At 72.2% G+C, this 17,688-nt stretch carries 18 protein-coding genes; 7 read left to right on the top strand and 11 right to left on the bottom strand.

The window, feature by feature from the left end; all coding sequences use genetic code 11:
* Positions 1-329 precede the first annotated feature (329 nt).
* A complete protein-coding gene (locus tag ACZ499_RS34130; protein ID WP_468680291.1) occupies positions 330-641 on the top strand; it encodes a hypothetical protein in 312 nt (103 codons plus the stop codon).
* Between the two features lie 78 nt (positions 642-719).
* Here ACZ499_RS34130 and ACZ499_RS34135 read toward each other — a convergent pair whose 3' ends face one another.
* From ACZ499_RS34135 to ACZ499_RS34155, 5 genes are all read right to left on the bottom strand, one after another.
* The gene (locus ACZ499_RS34135) at positions 720-1,397 is read right to left on the bottom strand and encodes a hypothetical protein (RefSeq protein ID WP_468680293.1); all 678 of its coding nucleotides are present in this window, start codon (positions 1,395-1,397) and stop codon (positions 720-722) included.
* 155 nt (positions 1,398-1,552) lie between these two features.
* Complete coding sequence (locus tag ACZ499_RS34140; protein ID WP_468680295.1) at positions 1,553-2,689, bottom strand: PP2C family protein-serine/threonine phosphatase; 1,137 nt, start codon at positions 2,687-2,689, stop codon at positions 1,553-1,555.
* Positions 2,690-2,840: 151 nt separating this feature from the next.
* Positions 2,841-3,842 carry a 2,3-diaminopropionate biosynthesis protein SbnB gene (sbnB, locus tag ACZ499_RS34145; protein ID WP_468680297.1) on the bottom strand — a complete coding sequence of 334 codons (1,002 nt, stop codon included), beginning with the start codon at positions 3,840-3,842 and terminating at the stop codon, positions 2,841-2,843.
* Positions 3,843-4,137: 295 nt separating this feature from the next.
* Positions 4,138-5,049: an ornithine carbamoyltransferase gene (locus ACZ499_RS34150; protein ID WP_468680403.1), complete on the bottom strand. Its 912-nt coding sequence runs from the start codon at positions 5,047-5,049 to the stop codon at positions 4,138-4,140.
* 296 nt (positions 5,050-5,345) lie between these two features.
* Entirely contained in the window at positions 5,346-5,489 is a 144-nt protein-coding gene (locus ACZ499_RS34155) for a hypothetical protein (RefSeq protein ID WP_468680299.1), read from the bottom strand.
* Between the two features lie 430 nt (positions 5,490-5,919).
* Between ACZ499_RS34155 and ACZ499_RS34160 the strand changes: the two genes are divergently transcribed.
* Both ACZ499_RS34160 and ACZ499_RS34165 read left to right on the top strand, forming a co-directional pair.
* Positions 5,920-7,176, top strand: a complete 1,257-nt coding sequence (locus ACZ499_RS34160; RefSeq protein WP_468680301.1) for an ATP-grasp domain-containing protein — start codon at positions 5,920-5,922, stop codon at positions 7,174-7,176.
* Positions 7,177-7,268: 92 nt separating this feature from the next.
* Entirely contained in the window at positions 7,269-7,793 is a 525-nt protein-coding gene (locus ACZ499_RS34165; RefSeq protein WP_468680303.1) for a GNAT family N-acetyltransferase, read from the top strand.
* A 37-nt stretch (positions 7,794-7,830) separates the two neighbouring features.
* On the opposite strand, the gene ACZ499_RS34170 is transcribed toward ACZ499_RS34165, so the two are convergent.
* From ACZ499_RS34170 to ACZ499_RS34180, 3 genes are all read right to left on the bottom strand, one after another.
* Complete coding sequence (locus ACZ499_RS34170; RefSeq protein WP_468680305.1) at positions 7,831-8,673, bottom strand: alpha/beta fold hydrolase; 843 nt, start codon at positions 8,671-8,673, stop codon at positions 7,831-7,833.
* 72 nt (positions 8,674-8,745) lie between these two features.
* Positions 8,746-9,645: an alpha/beta fold hydrolase gene (locus ACZ499_RS34175; RefSeq protein ID WP_468680307.1), complete on the bottom strand. Its 900-nt coding sequence runs from the start codon at positions 9,643-9,645 to the stop codon at positions 8,746-8,748.
* A 46-nt stretch (positions 9,646-9,691) separates the two neighbouring features.
* Positions 9,692-10,402, bottom strand: a complete 711-nt coding sequence (locus ACZ499_RS34180) for an NAD(P)-dependent oxidoreductase (RefSeq protein WP_468680309.1) — start codon at positions 10,400-10,402, stop codon at positions 9,692-9,694.
* Between the two features lie 62 nt (positions 10,403-10,464).
* On the opposite strand from ACZ499_RS34180, the gene ACZ499_RS34185 reads away from it, so the two are divergent.
* The gene (locus tag ACZ499_RS34185) at positions 10,465-10,848 is read left to right on the top strand and encodes a winged helix-turn-helix transcriptional regulator (RefSeq protein ID WP_468680311.1); all 384 of its coding nucleotides are present in this window, start codon (positions 10,465-10,467) and stop codon (positions 10,846-10,848) included.
* A gap of 92 nt (positions 10,849-10,940) precedes the next feature.
* Here ACZ499_RS34185 and ACZ499_RS34190 read toward each other — a convergent pair whose 3' ends face one another.
* Positions 10,941-11,405, bottom strand: a complete 465-nt coding sequence (locus ACZ499_RS34190; RefSeq protein WP_468680313.1) for a hypothetical protein — start codon at positions 11,403-11,405, stop codon at positions 10,941-10,943.
* Positions 11,406-11,604: 199 nt separating this feature from the next.
* Complete coding sequence (locus tag ACZ499_RS34195; RefSeq protein ID WP_468404285.1) at positions 11,605-11,970, bottom strand: winged helix-turn-helix transcriptional regulator; 366 nt, start codon at positions 11,968-11,970, stop codon at positions 11,605-11,607.
* A 159-nt stretch (positions 11,971-12,129) separates the two neighbouring features.
* Between ACZ499_RS34195 and ACZ499_RS34200 the strand changes: the two genes are divergently transcribed.
* Complete coding sequence (locus ACZ499_RS34200; protein WP_468680316.1) at positions 12,130-13,104, top strand: NADP-dependent oxidoreductase; 975 nt, start codon at positions 12,130-12,132, stop codon at positions 13,102-13,104.
* A gap of 33 nt (positions 13,105-13,137) precedes the next feature.
* Here ACZ499_RS34200 and ACZ499_RS34205 read toward each other — a convergent pair whose 3' ends face one another.
* Positions 13,138-13,944 carry a maleate cis-trans isomerase family protein gene (locus ACZ499_RS34205; protein ID WP_468680318.1) on the bottom strand — a complete coding sequence of 269 codons (807 nt, stop codon included), beginning with the start codon at positions 13,942-13,944 and terminating at the stop codon, positions 13,138-13,140.
* 342 nt (positions 13,945-14,286) lie between these two features.
* Between ACZ499_RS34205 and ACZ499_RS34210 the strand changes: the two genes are divergently transcribed.
* On the top strand, positions 14,287-16,254 hold the full coding sequence (locus ACZ499_RS34210; RefSeq protein ID WP_468680320.1) for an FAD/NAD(P)-binding protein: 1,968 nt from the start codon (positions 14,287-14,289) through the stop codon (positions 16,252-16,254).
* Positions 16,251-17,657: a nitrosuccinate lyase gene (locus ACZ499_RS34215; protein WP_468680322.1), complete on the top strand. Its 1,407-nt coding sequence runs from the start codon at positions 16,251-16,253 to the stop codon at positions 17,655-17,657. Before ACZ499_RS34210 ends, ACZ499_RS34215 begins: the two co-directional genes overlap by 4 nt.
* Positions 17,658-17,688 lie beyond the last annotated feature (31 nt).

Raw genomic sequence — 17,688 nt, forward strand, 5'->3', positions numbered from 1 at the left:
CCACCCCCCCCCACCACCCCCCCCCCCCCCACCCCCCCCCCCCCCCCCCCCCCCCCCCCCCCCCCCCCCCCCCCCCCCCCCCCCCCCCCCCCCCCCGCTTCGTCTGTCCCCGCGAGCGCGGCGGACCTCGGCATCACGGATTCCGCGAAGATGTACAACTTCGGTCGCAGTGGCTGTTGTTCGAGTAGAGAGGGGAGCCTGAAGCGCCGTTCGTCATCGTCTTCCAGTAGGACGCGAGTACACCTCAATCGCACTAGTCTCGCTTGCTCAAGCCGAACATCTTGTGGGATGGAGAGCATATGAACGGCAGGACGAAGAGGCTTGGCGGCATGGCTTCGGCGGTGGGTCTGCTGGCGGCCGGTGTGATGCTGGGCGTCGCTCCGACGGCGAACGCGGCGGTCGGGCCTTCGGGATGCAGCGCGTATGTGTCGCACACCAACGAACATGTGGCCGTGGGCTGGTGTTCGCACGGCAACGGAACCTGGTACGTACAGGCCAAGTGCGGCGGCCCCGGCAGGGTGAACGGCCCGTACAAGGGGGACCAGGGGTACCGCAAGCTCAGCAGGGAGAAGGCGTCGACGCTCAACTGCGGCACGTCCGGCTACCCGCTGGAGATGAAGGTCGTCGACGTCAAGGCGTGAGGCGACGGCCCGGGCCCGACCGGGAGCCCCCGCGTGTGCCGCCGGATCGCGGCACACGCGGGATTCTCTCTCACGAACTCAGGAGGTCTCGGGTCTCCCTGTCTGGGCGTCGGTGCGGAGGGTGGCCGCTCCCGGCGTGGCGAGTCGGGTCCAGCCTTCGTCCCAGACGAAGGTCGTGCCATTGGTGTCGCCGTGGGTCTGGTAGACCCTGCCCGCTGTGGTGACCACCTTGATCCAGGTGTCGTTGCCCTGCGACGAGATGGAGATCGCACAGGCGTTGGCGGGGTATCTGGGGTTGTCGGCGTCGGTCAGGTCCTGCCAGACGATCGCGCCTCCCGGGGGAGCCTGCCGGCCGGCGAACGCCTTCCCGTTGACGAGCGCCGCGCTGAAGTGCTCGGAGTTCGAGGGGGCGTTGCTGTCGATGTCGGAGCACGGCCCGGCGTCGCCCTTCGGGCCGGGTGGGCCCTTGGGGCCCTGTGGCCCGGGGGGACCCTGCCTGCAGCCGTCGTCGCCCCCGGCGGCCGCGCCGGGATCCGCGGCCTTCTTGTCGGGTCCGCGCGATGAGTCGCAGTGGTCGTCCCCGCCTTGCCCGGGATACGTCACCCGGGTTCCGGCTCCCTGCGTCTCGGCAGCCATCGCCGGGCCGGACGCACCGGCCAGCAGCAGGACGAGGGAGGCGGCGGCGCTTCCGGCGAGCCACTTGCCTCGGCGGGGCAGCGGACCGAGCGGAGAGACCGGCCTGTGTTCAGAGTTCATGTTGTTTGCTTCCTCTTCGAGGAGGTCTGGTGCGTTCTGTCAACGCATTCGCATGCCTTCCCGTTTTGCTCGGGATCGTTTGCACTCAGGCCGGTAAACACGCCCGACATTCGCCGGATCGGACCAGTCGCGCCACCCGGTTGGGTCACCCGCCGTCACCCCAACCGCTCAATCGCCACCATCGCGGCGTCGTCCCCCAGGCAGTGCCCCGCCGCATGGGTGAGCAGGTCGTCGCAGAGGTGGTCGAGCAGGGCGTGGGGGCCCGTGCCCGACCAGGCGGCCAGGCGCTCCGCCAGGGGATAGAACGTCCCCGTCTTGTCGCGTGCCTCGATGACGCCGTCCGTGTAGAGCAGCATGATGTCGCCCTCCTCGAAGGCGAAGGTCTCCGCGGCGAAGGTCTGCGCCGCGATGCCGGACCCGATGAGCTCCGAGAGGCCGAGCGGCGGTGCCGGATGGGCCACGTCGAGGCGGATGACCCGGCCGCCGCGCAGGAGCAGGGGCGGCGGGTGCCCGCAGCTGACCAGGCCGAGCGTCTGCCGGTCGTCGGGTACGTCGAGCACCGCCGCGGTGATGAACGCCTCGCCCGGGTCGTCGGCGCGGTCGGCGTCGCCCACGGAGACGTCGTCCAGGTCCGGGGTGACGGCGCCTTCCAGATAGGCCACGAGGCCGGACAGTTCGGCCTCCTGGTGGGCCGAGGCCCGGAAGGCGCCCAGGACGACGGCCGCGTCCCCCACGGCCTGCAGGCCCTTGCCGCGTACGTCCCCGATGAGCAGCCGGGTCCCGTGGGCGGTGCGGGCGGCGGCGTAGAGGTCACCGCCGATCTGCGCCTCCGCTTCCGCCGCCAGGTACACCGACGCCATGAGCAGCGGGCCGATCCGCTCCCGCAGCGGGCGCAGCACCACCTGCTGGGCGGCCTCCGCCACCGAGCGCAGCTGGACGAGCTCCTTCTCGCGCACCTCGCGCAGATGGGCGAAGAGCGTCACGAACACCGAGATCAGGATCAGCGAGACGATCTGGACCGAGTGGTTGAGGTCGGTGGCGCTGCTGCGCACCACCGCCACCGCGACCTGCGCGACGACGGCGACGGCACCGACGAACCCCGTGGTCCGGGGCCCGGCGAAGGATGCGGTGAGGGCGGGCGCGGCCACCAGGAACGGCCCGAGGTGGACATCGGGCGGAGCCCGGATGTCGCCCACCGTGACGAACGCGATCAGCGCGAACGGCGCCGCGAGCAGTGCGTGGCGCAGTCGGCGGTACGGGTAGCGCCGCGCGCTCAGTGCCCGGAGATCCATGACTCCTGCTTACACCGCACCGCTGCCCGGATCTCCCAAGCCCGGCCGACGCGACCGGGAAGTCCTGCGAGGGAGAAGTGGATGCGAAGGGGGCGGGCACCGTACGTACCGCGTCGCTCCCTCACACCACGAGACCCTCTCGCGCCGGACGTCACCAGCGCGTGGCCTCCCCGATGAAGTCGGGGATCTCGACGGCGCTGCCCCGGCGCCGGGCTTCGCCGAGGAGGTGGTGGCCGACCGCCAGGTCGAGTATGCCGAGGCCGAAGGGGGAGAAGACGGTGGGCTTGGCAGGCGCGAGCGTCACCTCGCCCTGGAGGAGCGCCCCGAGCGTTCCCGTGATGAAGTCGCGCCCGCCGGTGAGCTGTTCGGTCAGGTGCGGCGACGTCTGCGCCTTGAGGCAGTGGTCGACGTCGTCCACCACGTTGTTGCTCTTCAGCAGCAGCTCGGGCGCCAGGTCGCGCAGCGACACATTGAGCAGGACCTGGCCGGGGCGCAGCGGGGTGTCGCCGCTCACATAGGGCGTGGCGGCCGTGGTGGCGAAGACGACGAGGTCCCGGGTGAGGGCCTCCTGCAGGCTGCCCGTGGCGACCGGGACGCCGAGGCGCTCGGCGGTGTGCGCGGTGAGGTGGCCCGCGCTGGTGGCGTCCAGGTCGTGGACGAGGACGTCCGCGACGGTGACGTCGTTCGCGTGGAGGTAGTCGAGGATGGTGCGGGCGATGACTCCGGCCCCTACGAAGGAGACCCGTACGGGCTGCTCGGCGGCGACCAGTGCGGCGGCGGCGACCGCGGCGGACGCGGCGGTACGGGCCGCGCTGATACTGGCGGCTTCGAGGCAGGCCACCGGGTACCCGGTGGAGTAGTCGTTGAGCAGCAGGGTGGCCGAGGCGCGCGGCAGCCCCTGTTGGAGGTTGTCGGGGAAACTGGCGATCCACTTGATGCCGATGGTGTCCACCTTGCCGCCGAGGTAGGAAGGCAGCGCGATGACACGGGCGTTGGGCTTCTCGGGGAAGCGCAGGAAGCAGCCGTCCGGGTTGACCGACTGGCCCTGCTCGTGGGCGATGTAGGTTTCGGCGACGATGCGCAGGACGTCCTTGTGCGAGTCGGCGAGGATGGCGGACACTGCGGCGCCGGGTACGACGGTGAAGCCGGCCATGGGGTGTCTCCTGTTCTGAGGGTGCGACTGCGGTGGACTGTGGGTGGGGCGCCGGGTGTGTCGCATGGTCGTGATCCGTTGGTCGCGATCCGTCCGAGCGCGGCCAGGTCGGGGTTCTCGGTGTAGCGCTCGACTTCTTCCAGCCCGGTGTCCAACGCTGACGTCACCTGAGACTTCCCCCGTGGCCATCTCGTTGGGTGCGCCCACGCCACAGGAGGGCATGCCAGACGAGGGGATGCCGCCGAGCCGAGATTTCCCGGTGGGATCCCTGGGATCGCGCTGTGGAAGGAGTCGGTCAGCGCCGTCCGGCGCACCACTCCAGAACGGCCATCGCCGCGTACATCTTGTTCTCCGCCTGATCGAAGGCGAGGCTGTGCGGCCCGTCGAGGACCTCGGCCGTGACGTCCTCGCCGCGGTGCGCCGGGAGGTCGTGCAGGAAGACGGCGTCCGGGCTGCTGTCCCACAGAGCGGTGCTGATCTGGAAGGGCGCGAAGATCCGGCGCCAGTCGGGGTCCGGCTTGCTGGTGCCGGTCGTCTGCCAGCGCGTCGTGTAGATGACGTCGAAGCCCTGCGGGCGGCTGTCCATGGAGTGCAGCTCCACCACGCTCGCCCCACTGGCGGCGGCGTTGGCGGCCACACGCTTGAGAGTGGCGGGATCCAGGCCGTAACCGGGGGGCGTCCGCAGCTCCAGGTGGACGCCCTTGAAGCGGCTCAGCGTCAGCGCCAGCGCGGCCGCCGTGTTGTTGCCCTCGCCGATGTAGCAGATCTGTAGATCCTCGATCCGGCCGAAGCGGCACAGGATCGTGGTCAGGTCGGCGATCGCCTGAGTGGGGTGCTCGTCGGCGGTCATCGCGTTGACCACGGCCATGCGCGGCTGCGACGCGAAGGTGCGCAGGTCGGCCGGGTCTCCGGCGGAGCGCACCACGAGGATGTCGAGCATCCGCGACAGGACCTCGGCGGTGTCCTCCAGCGTCTCGCCGGTGTTGGTCTGGAGGTCGTCCGGCCCAAGCGAGATGATTTTCGCGCCGAGCCGCAGGGCGGCGGCGGAGAACGACGTACGGGTCCGCGTGGAGGTCTTGAGGAAGTGGATGCCGGCGACCAGGCCGGTCAGCTGCTCACCGGAGCGGACCGATCCGTTCGAGAACTCCGCACCCCGTTCGACGAGGGCTCTGAGCTCGGCGTCGGTCAGGTCGTTCGTGGAAATCAGATGCCGTACGGCACCCGTGCCGGTCCCGTCCGTCGCGGTCGCACGTGGTTCGCGGCTGGCTTCGGTTCTCAACGTGCACTCCCCTCGCTGATGGATCACGCAAGCGGTCGCGGCCGCCTCCCTCGGCGGCCCGTCAGTCGACGGCGGCGTCCATGCGGCGGCGAAGCCCGGCCGGGCGTATGTCGGTCCACCCCCTTCGCCCCGTGCCGCGCACTCCTGCAGGGTCCCTTCGAACCCTTCGGCGCGCCAGCCCGCGGGGAGTTCCAGATCGGCCGGCCATCGAGTACTGAGCCTCGTCATTGCACCACCGGCAGCGTCGCCGAGGCCGCCACGGCGAACAGGCCGCCCGCAGGATCCGGTTGCGGCGCTCCCCAGTAGACGATCAGCCCGGTCAGGACGAGCGGCCCGGTCAACTCGGCGACCGTCGTGCCGGCCGGCACGCGAGGCGGTCCGGGCGGGGGGACCAGGCCCTTGATCTCGTTTCTCCTTGCGGCCCGTACACGCGGGCCGCGTTCGCAGGAAGGCGGCAGGGCCGCGAAAGGGAGGGCACGGGCCGTCCGTGGCAGGTGGGTTCGGGCGCCGGAGGGTGGGTTCGCGCGTCGGCGGTGAGGGAGTCGGGCGCCGCGGCCCGACGGCTCCGGCCGTCGGCCCCTCCGGTGCGGCGGCGCGAACCGGGCGCGTCCGCTGTGGCGGCATACCGTGCCACGGGCGCCGCGAGGCCATATGTGATCACCTCGGAGGGCAACAAGGTGCTCTCGGCGTCGGCTTGGCGTGATTCCCCCTGGTCCTCGCTTCCCCGTGGGTGAAGTGGCGTACAGACCTTGACAGTTGATATTGCTACGGAAAAGATCATCGAGGAGAGGGGTTGCCGTGACGGAACACGTGTTGGTGTTCGGCGCCGGGTACGACATACCGGCCCGCATGCGCGCGTTCGGCGAGACGGCCGGACGGAAGGTCACCACGTCCGTCATGTGCTGGCCCGAACACCTCGCGAAGACGGACGACACCGAGGAGCACAGCCGGATCGTCGTCCTGAGCCCCGACGCCTCCGACGAGGAGTGGATCGCGATGGCTCGGGCCATCGACGCCGTCCAGCCGGTGACCCGGATCGGTTCCTTCTACGACGACTGCCGGCCGCAGGCGGCCCTGGTCGCCGAGGTCCTCGGACTCGACACGCACACCCCCGAGATCGTCGAACTCGTCATGAACAAGTACGCGATGAGGCAGCGGCTCGCGCAGGCCGGTGTCGAGGCCACGGCCTGCGCTGTCGTCGACAGCCCCGCCCAGCTGCACTCCTTCGCCGAGGCACACGGCTATCCCTGTGTGGTCAGACCGCTCACGGACGCGGCCGGCAAGGGTGTCTCCGTCGTCGCCGGGGCCGCCGAGGCGGAGTCGGCACTGGAACGCGCCGGCGGTACGGGCGCCGACCCGCGGGCCACCGTCGAGGACTTCCTCGTGGGTGCCCGGTACAGCGTGGAGGCCTTCTCGGAGCGGGGCGAGCACGTGGTCGTCGCCATCACCCGCACGTACTCCGACCCCGTCAGCCTGGTCGAGCTGGGCCATGTGATGCCCGCGCCGCTGGAGTCCGGGCAGACGGAGGCCGTCACCCGGCACGTGATCGCCACGCTGGACGCGCTGGGCGTCGAGTTCGGGCCCACCCACACCGAGGTCGTCCTCACCGAGCGAGGGCCGCGCGTCATCGAGACGCGTCTGCGCACCGGCGGCGACGAACTCTGGAGCATGGTGACCGACGCGACGGGCGTGGACCTGATCGAGTCGCAGCTCCAGCAGGTCCTCGGCGAGAAGGTGCTGCCCGCAATCCGCGCCACGCTCGACGCCCCGGACCGGGCCGGCCGCAGCGAGGCCATCTGGTTCGCGGGCGCACCCGCCCAGGGGACCCTCGTCGAGGTGTCCGGCGCCGACGCCGAGCGCTCCGACGCGGTGACGCTCAACGTCCTGGGGTCACCGGGCACCGAACTGCATGGCCTCCAGAACGGCTTCTCCCGGCTGGCCTGGGCCCGTGCCCACGCCACCACCGCCGAGGAAGCGGTCGCTCTCGCCAGGGAGGCGATCGACGGGCTCGCGTTCATCACGCGCGTACCCGCCGCACACGGCGAACTCCTGTAGCGCGCAAGGAGTTCCTGGCAGGGGCGACATCAGGCCACACCCGCTGGACAATTCCCTTGCGGCGCGCCATACCCGGTGATATCCCACCGGGTATGGAATGTCTCGTGACAGCACGGCTCGTACTCCACCCGATGAGCGTCGCGGAAGCCGTGGTGCTGACCTCGGACGAGCCGGGCAGGAACGCGCGCTGGGCGCCCGGATACCCCACCGAGGCCGACACCGCGGGGGCCCGGCGCTACCTTGAGACCTGCGAGAGCGCCGGAGACCCGCAGCCGTTCGGGACGTACGAGATCCGCCGCCGCGAGGACGGCCGCGCCATCGGCGGTCTCGGCTTCCACGGCGCTCCCGACCTCGACGGCACCGTCACCATCGGCTACGGCCTGGTGCCGGCGGTCCAGGGAAACGGATACGCCACCGAAGCCCTGCGCGCCCTGCTGCTGTTCGCCCGCGCCGAGGGCATCAGCCGCGTCAAGGGCGACACGTCCCACGACAACATCGCTTCCCAGCGGGTGATGACCGCGGCGGGCATGAGCCTCGTCGCGCAGGACGAGCGGCTGAAGTACTACGCGGTGGAGTGGACGGAGGACGGGACGGAGGAGTGGGCGGGCGGTCTGTGAGGCGACGCCCGCGCCCACCCGCGGTGACTCGGCTGACTCAGCCCTTGAGCACTGTCCGTACCACCTCCGCGAACTCCAGGGGCTGCCCGAGGAAACCGCCGTGGTCGCCCGGGAACTCGACCGGCCGCACCGCGAGCCGCTCGGCCAGGGCCATCGAGGTGCGATAGGTGACCAGACCGCCCGAGGCGGCTCCGATGCCGACGACGGTACGGGTCGTGGCGGTCTTCAGTGCGGCGATGTCGGGTACGTAGGCGGCGGTGCCGCGCAGTTCGTGGGCGAAGAAGCGGACGCCGTTGGCGATGTCCCGGGGCGAGGGCTCGAACGCGGGCGGGGCGGTGGCGGCTTCGGCCTGGCCGTCGCCGTCGCCGGAGCACTGGTCGGAGGGCTGGTCGAAGCCGGCGTTGGCCATGAACTTCATCCACGCCGCGGGCTGCCCCTCGCGGTGGAACGTCTCGATGATGTCCTCGGTCGCGGCGCGCTGTTCGGTCGCGTCCGGGAGCAGCTCCATCACGGGAGGCTCGTGCGCGATGAGCGTCCCCACCCGCCCGGGGTGCCGTGCGACCAGCGCGAGCCCGGTCACCGCGCCGCCGCTGCTGCCGAACACGTCGGCGGTCTCGGCCCCCAGGGCGTCGAGCAGGGCGGCGACGTCGTCGGCCCGCAGCTCGGGGGTGGAGTCCTGCCCGGGGTCGTCGAGGGTGCTGCCCGAGATGCCGCGCGGGTCATGGGTGACGACGGTGTAGGTGCTCGCGAGCGCGTCGGCCAGGGGCGCGAACGCACCGGCGTCCATCGGCGCCCCCATGACGAGCAGGAGCGGCCCCGAGCCGCGCACCTCGTAGTGCAGGCGCGCGCCGGGGACGTCGAGGGTGTGGGTGGTGGTCATACGCGGTGGCCCTTCCGTCCGAGTCGTCCGCGGGTGCGGTGACGGAGGGCAGACCGCTGCCCGGGCGGAAACTCATCGCTCGCGGAGGACTTGCGGAGGACTTGCCGAGGAAGGGAGTTGCCGGACCGCCCCCACCTCAAGGAACGTCGTCACCGTCCGCGTGAAACCCTGCGGGTCGTCGAGCCAGGGGTGGTGGCCGGAGCATGGCAGGACGGTGAGTTCCGCCTTCGGGAACAGCTCGGCGATGTCGGCCGCGACGCGGGGAAGCGGGCCGCTGTCCAGTTCGCCCGTGAGCAGCAGGACCGGTGCGTCCAGTGTCTCCATGACGGCGCGCGCAGCGGCAGGCGAGAAGGCGCCGGACGACGCGTACACCTCCGCGGCCTCGGCGTTGGTCTGCTCCACGTCGGCCGCGGCGTGTGCCCGCGCCGCCGCGTCCCAACGGCCGTAGAAGAAGGGGGCGATGGCGTCCCAGTCGGCGTCGGCGTCGGAGCCGGCCCAGATCCGTTCGTAGGCGTCGTACGCGGCTTCGAACCACGGCTCGGCCGTGCGCAGGGCGGCTGCCTCCCGGCGGTGCTCCTCGGTGAAGTCGACGCCGAGGGCACGCGCGCGGGCGGTGACCAGGGTGAGCGTACGGACGCGGCGCGGATGCCGGGCCGCGTACAGCAGGGCGAGATCGCCGCCCGCCGAGTGCGCGAGAAGGTCGACGCGGTCGAGCCCCAGATGGTCGCGGAGGGCTTCGACGTCCGCCACCTGCCGGTCGCAGCGGTACGTCGCCGGGTCGGCGGGGACGCCCGAGTCGCCGGTCCCGCGCAGATCGAGCAGGATCAGCCGGCGCCGCGCCGCCAGCCCGCCGAGGTCCCCCAGGTAGGCGGAGGCGCGCATGGGCCCGCCCGGTACGCAGAGCAGAGGCTCGCCCTCGCCGCGGACGTGGTAGGCGAGTTCGGTCCCGTCGGGCGTGGTGAACGTAGGCATGACGCCATCCTCACGGCCCCACGACGATCACGGCAAGGGAGTTCCCTCAGTGCGCCACGGCCAACTGCACCCGGGTGTGCCCCGGCTCGTCGATCTCGTCCAGTACGGCGAGCGCCAGGTCGGGGTGCGAGATGCGCCCGGGGCCGTCGAGGACGGTGCCGACCGCTGTGCGGTACCGGCCGGTGCGCGGGCCCTCGGCGTCCAGATCGAGGGGCGGCACCACCATCAGCCAGTCGAGCTCGGGCCCCGCCGTGCTCAGCGTCGCGAACTCGGCCACGTGCCCCTGCGAGAACACCCGGTACTGCTCCGGGAACTCCGGCGCGTCCATGATCCGTACGCCCGGCGCCGTCTCCAGCGTCGTGGCGATGCCGAGCACCACGAGCCGGCCCACCCCGGCCGCCGCGAGGCCGCCGGTCATGGCCTCGGCGGCGGAGACGAAGTACTCCTCCGAGGGCACGTCAAGGCGCACCGAGGCGTTCACCGCCGCGTCATGGCCGGCCGCCGCGGCGGCCACCGAGGCGGCGTCGGTGGCGTCGCCGCGTAGGACGGTCACGGCGTCGGAGCCGAGGCCGGGATACTTCGCGGGGTCGCGCACCACGGCCGTCACGGAGTGGCCGCGTGCCACCGCCTCGGCCACCACGGCCCGCCCCACCCGCCCGCCCGCGCCGAAAACGGCGATGCGCTTGGGAGAGTTGGCGGAGTCGGTGGAGCGGGCGGGGTTCACGGAGGGCGCGGAATTCGCGTTCGGCGAGGTCATGACGGGAACGTTAGGACGGGCACCCCTGGTTACCGCAAAGGTACTGGGCTAGCGTCGGCCCCATGAGCGACCGCCCCACCCCCGCACCCCTGCCCGCCGACCTCTTCGACCGCCCCGACTGTGCGGGCGGTCTGGTGCCCTTCCGCGTCGGCGACAAATGGACCGGTGTGGTCCTGCGCTGCCTGGAGGACGGCCCGCGCAGGTTCTCCGAACTGCGGGTGCCGCTGCACTGGATCAGCGCGAAGGTGCTGACCGAGACCTTGCGCGCGATGGAGCGCGACGGCTTCCTCACTCGTACCGCGTACGACGAGAACCCACCCCGTGTCGAGTACGAACTCACCGCGCTCGGACGCTCGTTGATCGATCCCCTCAACGCCACGTGCGAGTGGTCCCGGACGCACTTGGCCGAGGTCACGGACGCCCGCGAGCAGTACACGGGCCGGTAGCCGGACGCGTGGGAACGTACGGCGGCGAGGCCGGGCCCGCGCGTGCCCGGCCTGCCGGATGCAGGGTGGTCAGTGGCTACCGCGGCGGGGCGTCAGTGGTTGGTGCCCGACGCCCACACGGCCCGGCTGCCGTCGTAGACGACCACGTTGCCGTCGTCCTGGACGGCGAGGCGCGAGCCCGGGTGGCCGTCGGTGTTGGAGGCCCACACCGGGCGGTTGGAGCGGGTGTAGACGACGAAGTTGCCGTCCGTCTGCAAGCGGGCGGTCCAGCCCCGGCCGACGGTGTTCGAGGCCCAGCGGGCCCGGTTGAACTCGTCGTAGATGACGAGGTTGCCGTCGGACTGCATGACCAGCCGCGCCGTGTTCGAGCTCACCGACTGGTTGTGGTTGAGGGTGAACGGCGCATACCGCGTCTGGGTCGAATCCACGCGCGCCGCCGCCGACTTGGCGGTGGTGGGCGACGGGGTGTGGTGCGAGGGTGTCGCGCTCGCCTGCCCGACGAGGGCCATGGTGGCGAGGGTGGCGGTGGCCAGAAGTGTGGTGACTCTCTTCCCCACGGGAAAACTCCTTGGGTCAGGTAGTTCATCCATGGGCGCCCGGTCCGGGCGCCGCACTCGGACTCTGACACCACGGCCGCACCGGAAGGGCCCCCTCCGGCCCGGGTGACGTGTTTCCTGTCCCTCTTCGACCTGAAACGACAGGGCCAAACGTCAGGGTTGCACCAGACAAGTGATCCCTACACGAGTCACCTCTGGTTCACTGCCCGGCGTAGAGCAGATCCACGTTCCGCTCGGCCCAGTCGCGCATCTGCGCCAGCGGCTCGGCGGCGCTGTGGCCGAGCTCGGTGAGGGCGTACTCGACGTGCGGGGGCACGGCGGGGTAGACCGTGCGGGAGACCAGTCCCGCCTCCTCCAGGCGGCGCAGGGTCTGGGTGAGGACCTTGGGGCTGACACCCTGGAGTACGCGCTGCAGCGCCCCGAACCGTACGGGACCGTCCTCCATGGCGCCTATCGCCAGCGCGCTCCACTTGTTCGCCAGGAGTTCGAGCACGTTCCGGCAGGGGCACAGGGCCGCGTAGACGTCGTGCTTGTCGTGGCTGCCGGTGGTGCAGTTCCTGCTCATGTGCGGTTCCTCGGCGATTCCTCCGCGCGGGGGAGCGCGGTCGAGTAGATACTATCCAAAAGATAGTAGGTGCCCTTGCGGGTTACTACTACCCTTCCCATAGCTTGGCCGCATCGTTCACCGCGCGGGCGCAGCCGCCCCGCATTCGAGGAGTAACGCATGTCTCACACCACCCCCACGATGCGCGCCGTCACCCAGTCCGCCTTCGGCGGCCCGGAGGTCCTCCGGGTCACCGAGGCGCCGCGCCCCGTGCCGCTGCCGACGGAGGTCCTGGTACGGGTCGTCTCCGCCGGGGTCAACCCGGTCGACGTGAAGACGCGTGAGGGCCACGGGATGGCGGGCGTCCTCGGGGAGCCGCCGTTCGTCCTCGGGTGGGATGTCGCCGGAGTGGTCGAAGAGCTCGGCTTCGGCGTGCACACCCTGGAGGTGGGGGACGAGGTGTACGGCATGCCGTGGTTCCCCCGCGCCGCCGGGGGTTACGCCGAGTACGTCACCGCTCCCGCCCGGCAGTTCGCCCGCAAGCCCGCGTCCCTGAACCACGACGAGGCCGCGGCCGTCCCGCTCGCCGCGCTCACCGCCTGGCAGATCCTGGTGGACACGGCCGATGTGCGCCCGGGGCAGCGCGTGCTCGTCCACGCCGCCGCGGGTGGCGTCGGTCACTTCGCCGTCCAGATCGCCAAGCACCTCGGGGCCCACGTCATCGCCACCGCCAGCGCGGGCAAGCACGCCTGGCTGCGGGAGCTCGGCGCCGACGAGGTCGTCGACTACACCGCCACCCGCTTCGAGAAGGAGCTGTCCGGCGTCGATGTGGTCGTCGACCTCGTCGGTGACGAGATCGACAGCACCAGCACGCGCTCCCTCGCCGTGCTGCGCCCGGGAGGCCTGCTCGTCGCCGTCCCCTCCGGTGTGTCGGACGAGCTCGCCGCGAAGGCCGCCGCGGCCGGTGTGCGGGCCAGGCCGTTCCTGGTGGAGCCGGACGGTACCGCCCTGACCGCCCTGGCCGGTCTGATCGACGCCGGCGCGATCAAGGTCGAGGTGGCTGCGGTGCTGCCGCTGGAGCAGGCCGCCGAGGCCCACCGCCGGCAGGCCTCGGGCCGCACCCGGGGCAAGATCGTCCTGCGGGTGGCCGAGTGATGCGGGAGGGGTAGGGGCGGTGCGGCCCCGGTGTCACGGCGTCCCGTCCCCGGTCCCGGCCGGGGGCGGGGCGTCCGGCGTGAACAGCCGGCCGTACCCCGTGATCGCGGCGGTGTCGCTCCGGGCCGCGCGCAGTGCCGCCCACAGCAGCACCTGATTGGCGGTCAGTACGGGCCGCCCGAGGGTGGCTTCGAGGCTCTCCACCATCCCCACGGCCCGGAAGCCGTTGCCTCCCACGACGACGGCCTCCGCCTCCTCGGGGATGCGAGGGGCCACCCAGTCGTGCAGCTCGCCCGGCCGGATGAGGGCCTGCCCGCTGGGGAGGTCGCAGGGTGCGGAGAACCGTACGTCGAATCCGGCGGCCTCGTAGTAGGCCCGGCCGAGGTCGTTGAGCGCGGTGTCGAACCACGGCGGATCGACCAGGCAGATCCGGGTGGCGCCCACGGCGTGCAGGGCCTCCACCGTCGAGGCGCAGGTGGCGACCACCGGCAGGCCGTGGGCGCGGGCCGAGAGGCGGGTGAGCATCGCCGCCTCCTCGTCCGCGCCGATGACGTACGCGGAGCTGGTGAACGCGTAGGCGAGGGCCGCCACGGGCGCGGCGGCGAGCTGCGCGGCGGCCTCGTCGACGTACGGAGGCTCGGCGAAGGCCCGCACGGGGGCGAGCGGGATCGTGGAGTCCATGGCTCCGCCCCGGCGCATGGCCCCGAACGGCACCCGGGCGGCGTGCACGCCCACGTCGGGCGGCGCCATCGCGCGGAACTCCGACTCGGGGCCCACATCGGCGTGCGGGGTGAGCACGCCGATGCGCACCCGTACGTCCCAGCCATCAGGTCGCCACATCGCTCTCGCACCTCCACGCGGACGGTTCCTCTGCGGACTGGTTACTTCCGCTTGTCCATCGTGCGTGCTCAACGTCACCCCCGCGACAGGCCGACGCCATCCGGGTGTGCCCGGCCGCGACCGCTGTGACCTGCGCTCTTCGCTCTCCGGCGAGTTGAGCGCCGCACGACCAACACCTGTGCACTATGCCGCAGTTGACCGGTGTCCTTGGATCGAACGACCTCACCATGGCTATCTTCCCGATGTGAGGAACGACAACCAGCAGCCAACCGCCCCTTTCCCCGGAAGTCGTTCCGTACCGCCCGCGGGACCGCTCGGTCAAGACGACAGGAGAGTGTTGGTATGAGGAGTGGCGTTCCCAGGACGCTGTGCATAGTCGGCGCCGGACCGCGCGGTCTGTCGGTGCTGGAGCGGCTGTGTGCCAACGAGCGTGCGCAGCCGACGCACTCCGCGGTGACCGTGCACGTCGTCGAGCCGTGCGAGCCCGGCGCCGGTGCGGTGTGGCGCACCGACCAGTCCCGTCTGCTGCTGATGAACACGGTGTCGTCCCAGATCACGGTCCACACCGACGACAGTTCGTGCATCGACGGGCCCATCGAGCCCGGCCCGACCCTGGAGGAGTGGGCCAGGGAGCTCGCCGCGTCCGGCGGGCGCGCCGGGCACGACGAGCAGACGCTCGCCGAGGCCCGCGACCTGGGGCCGAACACCTATCCCACACGCGCGTTCTACGGCAGCTACCTCTCCGCGATGTTCCAGCAGGTCGTCCGGGGCGCCCCCGCGCACGTCACGATCGAGGTCCACCGCTCGCGCGCCGTCGCCCTCACGGACAGCCACGGAGAGGCCGACTGCGAGCAGGCCGTCGGCCTCTCCGACGGCACCTGGCTCAGCGGTCTGGACGCCGTCGTCCTCGCCCAGGGCCACGTCCCGGTGCGGCCGACCGCCCACGAGGAGCGGACCGCCAGCCTCGCCCGGGTGCACGGCCTGCGCTACCTCCAGCCCGCGAACCCCGCTGACCTCGACCTGAGCGTGGTCAAGGCGGGCGAGCCGGTCCTGCTGCGCGGCCTCGGCCTCAACTTCTTCGACCACATGACCCTGCTCACCCAGGGGCGCGGCGGTTCCTTCGAGCGCGTCGACGGCCGCTTGGTGTACCGGCCCTCGGGCCAGGAGCCGGTGATGTACGCCACCTCCCGCCGAGGCGTTCCGTACCACGCACGCGGCGAGAACGAGAAGGGCGCCTCGGAGCGCTACTACCCCCGTCTGCTCACCCCCGAGCACGTCGAGACCCTGCGCAAGCGGGCCGACGACGGCGAACGGATCGGTCTGCGCGACGAGCTGTGGCCGCTGATCACCCGCGAGGTGGAGAGCGTCTACTACGGCACCTGGCTCACCGCCCACGGCCGCGACGCCGAGCGCATGGACCTGGTGGACCGCTTCCTGGCCTGCGAGAGCGCCGAGGACCGGAGCGGGCTGCTCGACGCGGCCGGCATACCCGAGGCGGAGCGCTGGAGTTGGGAGCGGCTGTCGCGCCCGTACGGAGACCAGGAGTTCGGCGACCGGGCCGCGTTCCGCGACTGGCTGCTCCAGTACCTGCGCGACGACGTGCGCGAGGCCAAGCACGGCAACCTCAGCGGCCCGCTCAAGTCCGCCCTCGACGTCCTGCGCGACCTGCGCAACGAGATCCGGCTCGCGGTCGACCACAGCGGTCTGCACGGCGACTCGCACCGCGACGAACTCGACGGCTGGTACACGCCGTTGAACGCCTTCCTCTCCATCGGCCCGCCCACCTCGCGCATCGAGGAGATGATCGCGCTCATCGAGGCGGGCATCCTCGAACTCACCGGCCCGCAGACCGAGATACGCATCGACACCGTCAACCCCGCCTTCGTCGCCCAGTCCCGGGCCGTACCCGGGCCGCCCCTGCGGGCCCACGTACTGATCGAGGCGCGACTGCCCGAGGCGGATCTGCGGCGCGCCGCCGACCCGCTGCTCCAGCACCTGGTCGCCACCGGGCAGGCCGTGAACCACCGGGTGCCGAACGCGGGCAGGGCCGGGTACGAGACCGGCGGCCTCGCCGTCGCCGAGCGCCCCTACCGCGTCCGCGACGCCCGGGGCCGGGCGCACCCGCGCCGGTTCGCCTACGGTGTGCCCACGGAGGCCGTGCACTGGGTGACCGCGGCCGGGATCCGGCCGGGGGTGGACTCGGTGACCCTGGCCGACTCCGACGCCATCGCCCGTGCGGTGCTGGCCCTCGCACCCCGCCCCACCACCTCGGTCGCCGCCCCCGACCGGCTGCAAGGAGCACTCGTATGACCAGCCGCCCCGACAGCCTGCTCGACTCCGGCCTGCTCTCGCCGGTCCGCGCCGGCACTCCCGTCGAGGAGGCCGTCGGCGACCTGGCGTGGCTGCAGGGGATGCTCGACGCCGAGGCCGCCCTCGCCCGGGCGCAGGCCCGGCTCGGCACCCTGCCGCAGCGGGCCGCCGAGGTCATCGGCGCACAGGCCCGCGCCGAGCACCTCGACCTGAGGGAGCTGGCGCTGGCCTCGCGGGAGACCGCCAACCCGGTCGTGGGCCTGGTGCGGGCGTTGAGCCGGCGCGTCGCCGCCGTGGACCCGGCGGCCGCCGAGTATGTGCACCGCGGCTCCACCAGCCAGGACATCTTCGACACCGGCGCGATGCTCGTCGCCCAGCGGGCGCTGCGGCTGATGCGCGCCGACCTCGCCAGGTCCGCCGACGCCCTGGCCGCTCTCGCCCGGCGGCACCGCGACACCACCATGGCGGGCCGCACCCTGGCCCTGCACGCCGTCCCCACCACGTTCGGGCTGAAGGCGGCGGGCTGGCGCAAGCTGGTGCTCGACGCCGACCTGCGCCTGGAGCGCGTCCTGGACGGGGGGCTGCCCGTCTCCCTCGGAGGGGCGGCGGGAACGCTCGCCGGATATCTGGAGTACGCACGGTTCGACGGCGAAGGCCCACTGGACCCGGGCGAGTACGCGGCACGGCTCACCGACACGTTCGCGCAGGAGACGGATCTTGCCACGGCGGAACTGCCCTGGCACACCCTGCGTACGCCCATCGCCGACCTCGCCGCCGCCCTCGCCTTCACGGCCGCAGCCCTCGGCAAGATCGCGGTGGACGTGCAGTCGCTGACCCGCACCGAGGTCGCGGAGGTCGCGGAGCCCGCGGTCACCGGGCGCGGCAGCTCCTCGGCCATGCCGCACAAGCGCAACCCGGTCCTGGCGACGCTGCTGCGCAGCGCGGCCCTCCAGGTGCCCGTCCTGGCCGCGGGCGTCACCCAGTGCATGCTCTCCGAGGACGAGCGCTCCGCCGGGGCCTGGCACGCGGAGTGGCAGCTGTTGCGCGAGTGTCTGCGGCTGACCGGCGGCGCCACCCACACCCTGGTCGAACTGGCCGAGGGGCTCGAAGTGCGGCCGGAGCGGATGGCCGAGAACCTGGCGCTGACCGGCGGCCAGATCGTCTCCGAGCGCATCGCCGCCGTACTGGCACCGCGGCTCGGCAAGGCCGAGGCCAAGCAGGCGCTCACCAGGGCCTCGCACACCGCACAGCGGTCCGGCCGCCCGCTCGGGGAGGTGCTCGCCGCGTCCGAGGAGCTGCGCGGCCACTTCACCGCCGGGGAACTGGCCGAGCTCTGCGACCCGGCCCGGTACACGGGCGGGGCGGCGGCGCTCGTGGACCGGGCGGTGGGCGAGCCGCACTGAGGTCGCGCCCTGCCGGTCCGGGGATACCCCC

The organism is Streptomyces sp. NPDC031265, from assembly GCF_055570295.1.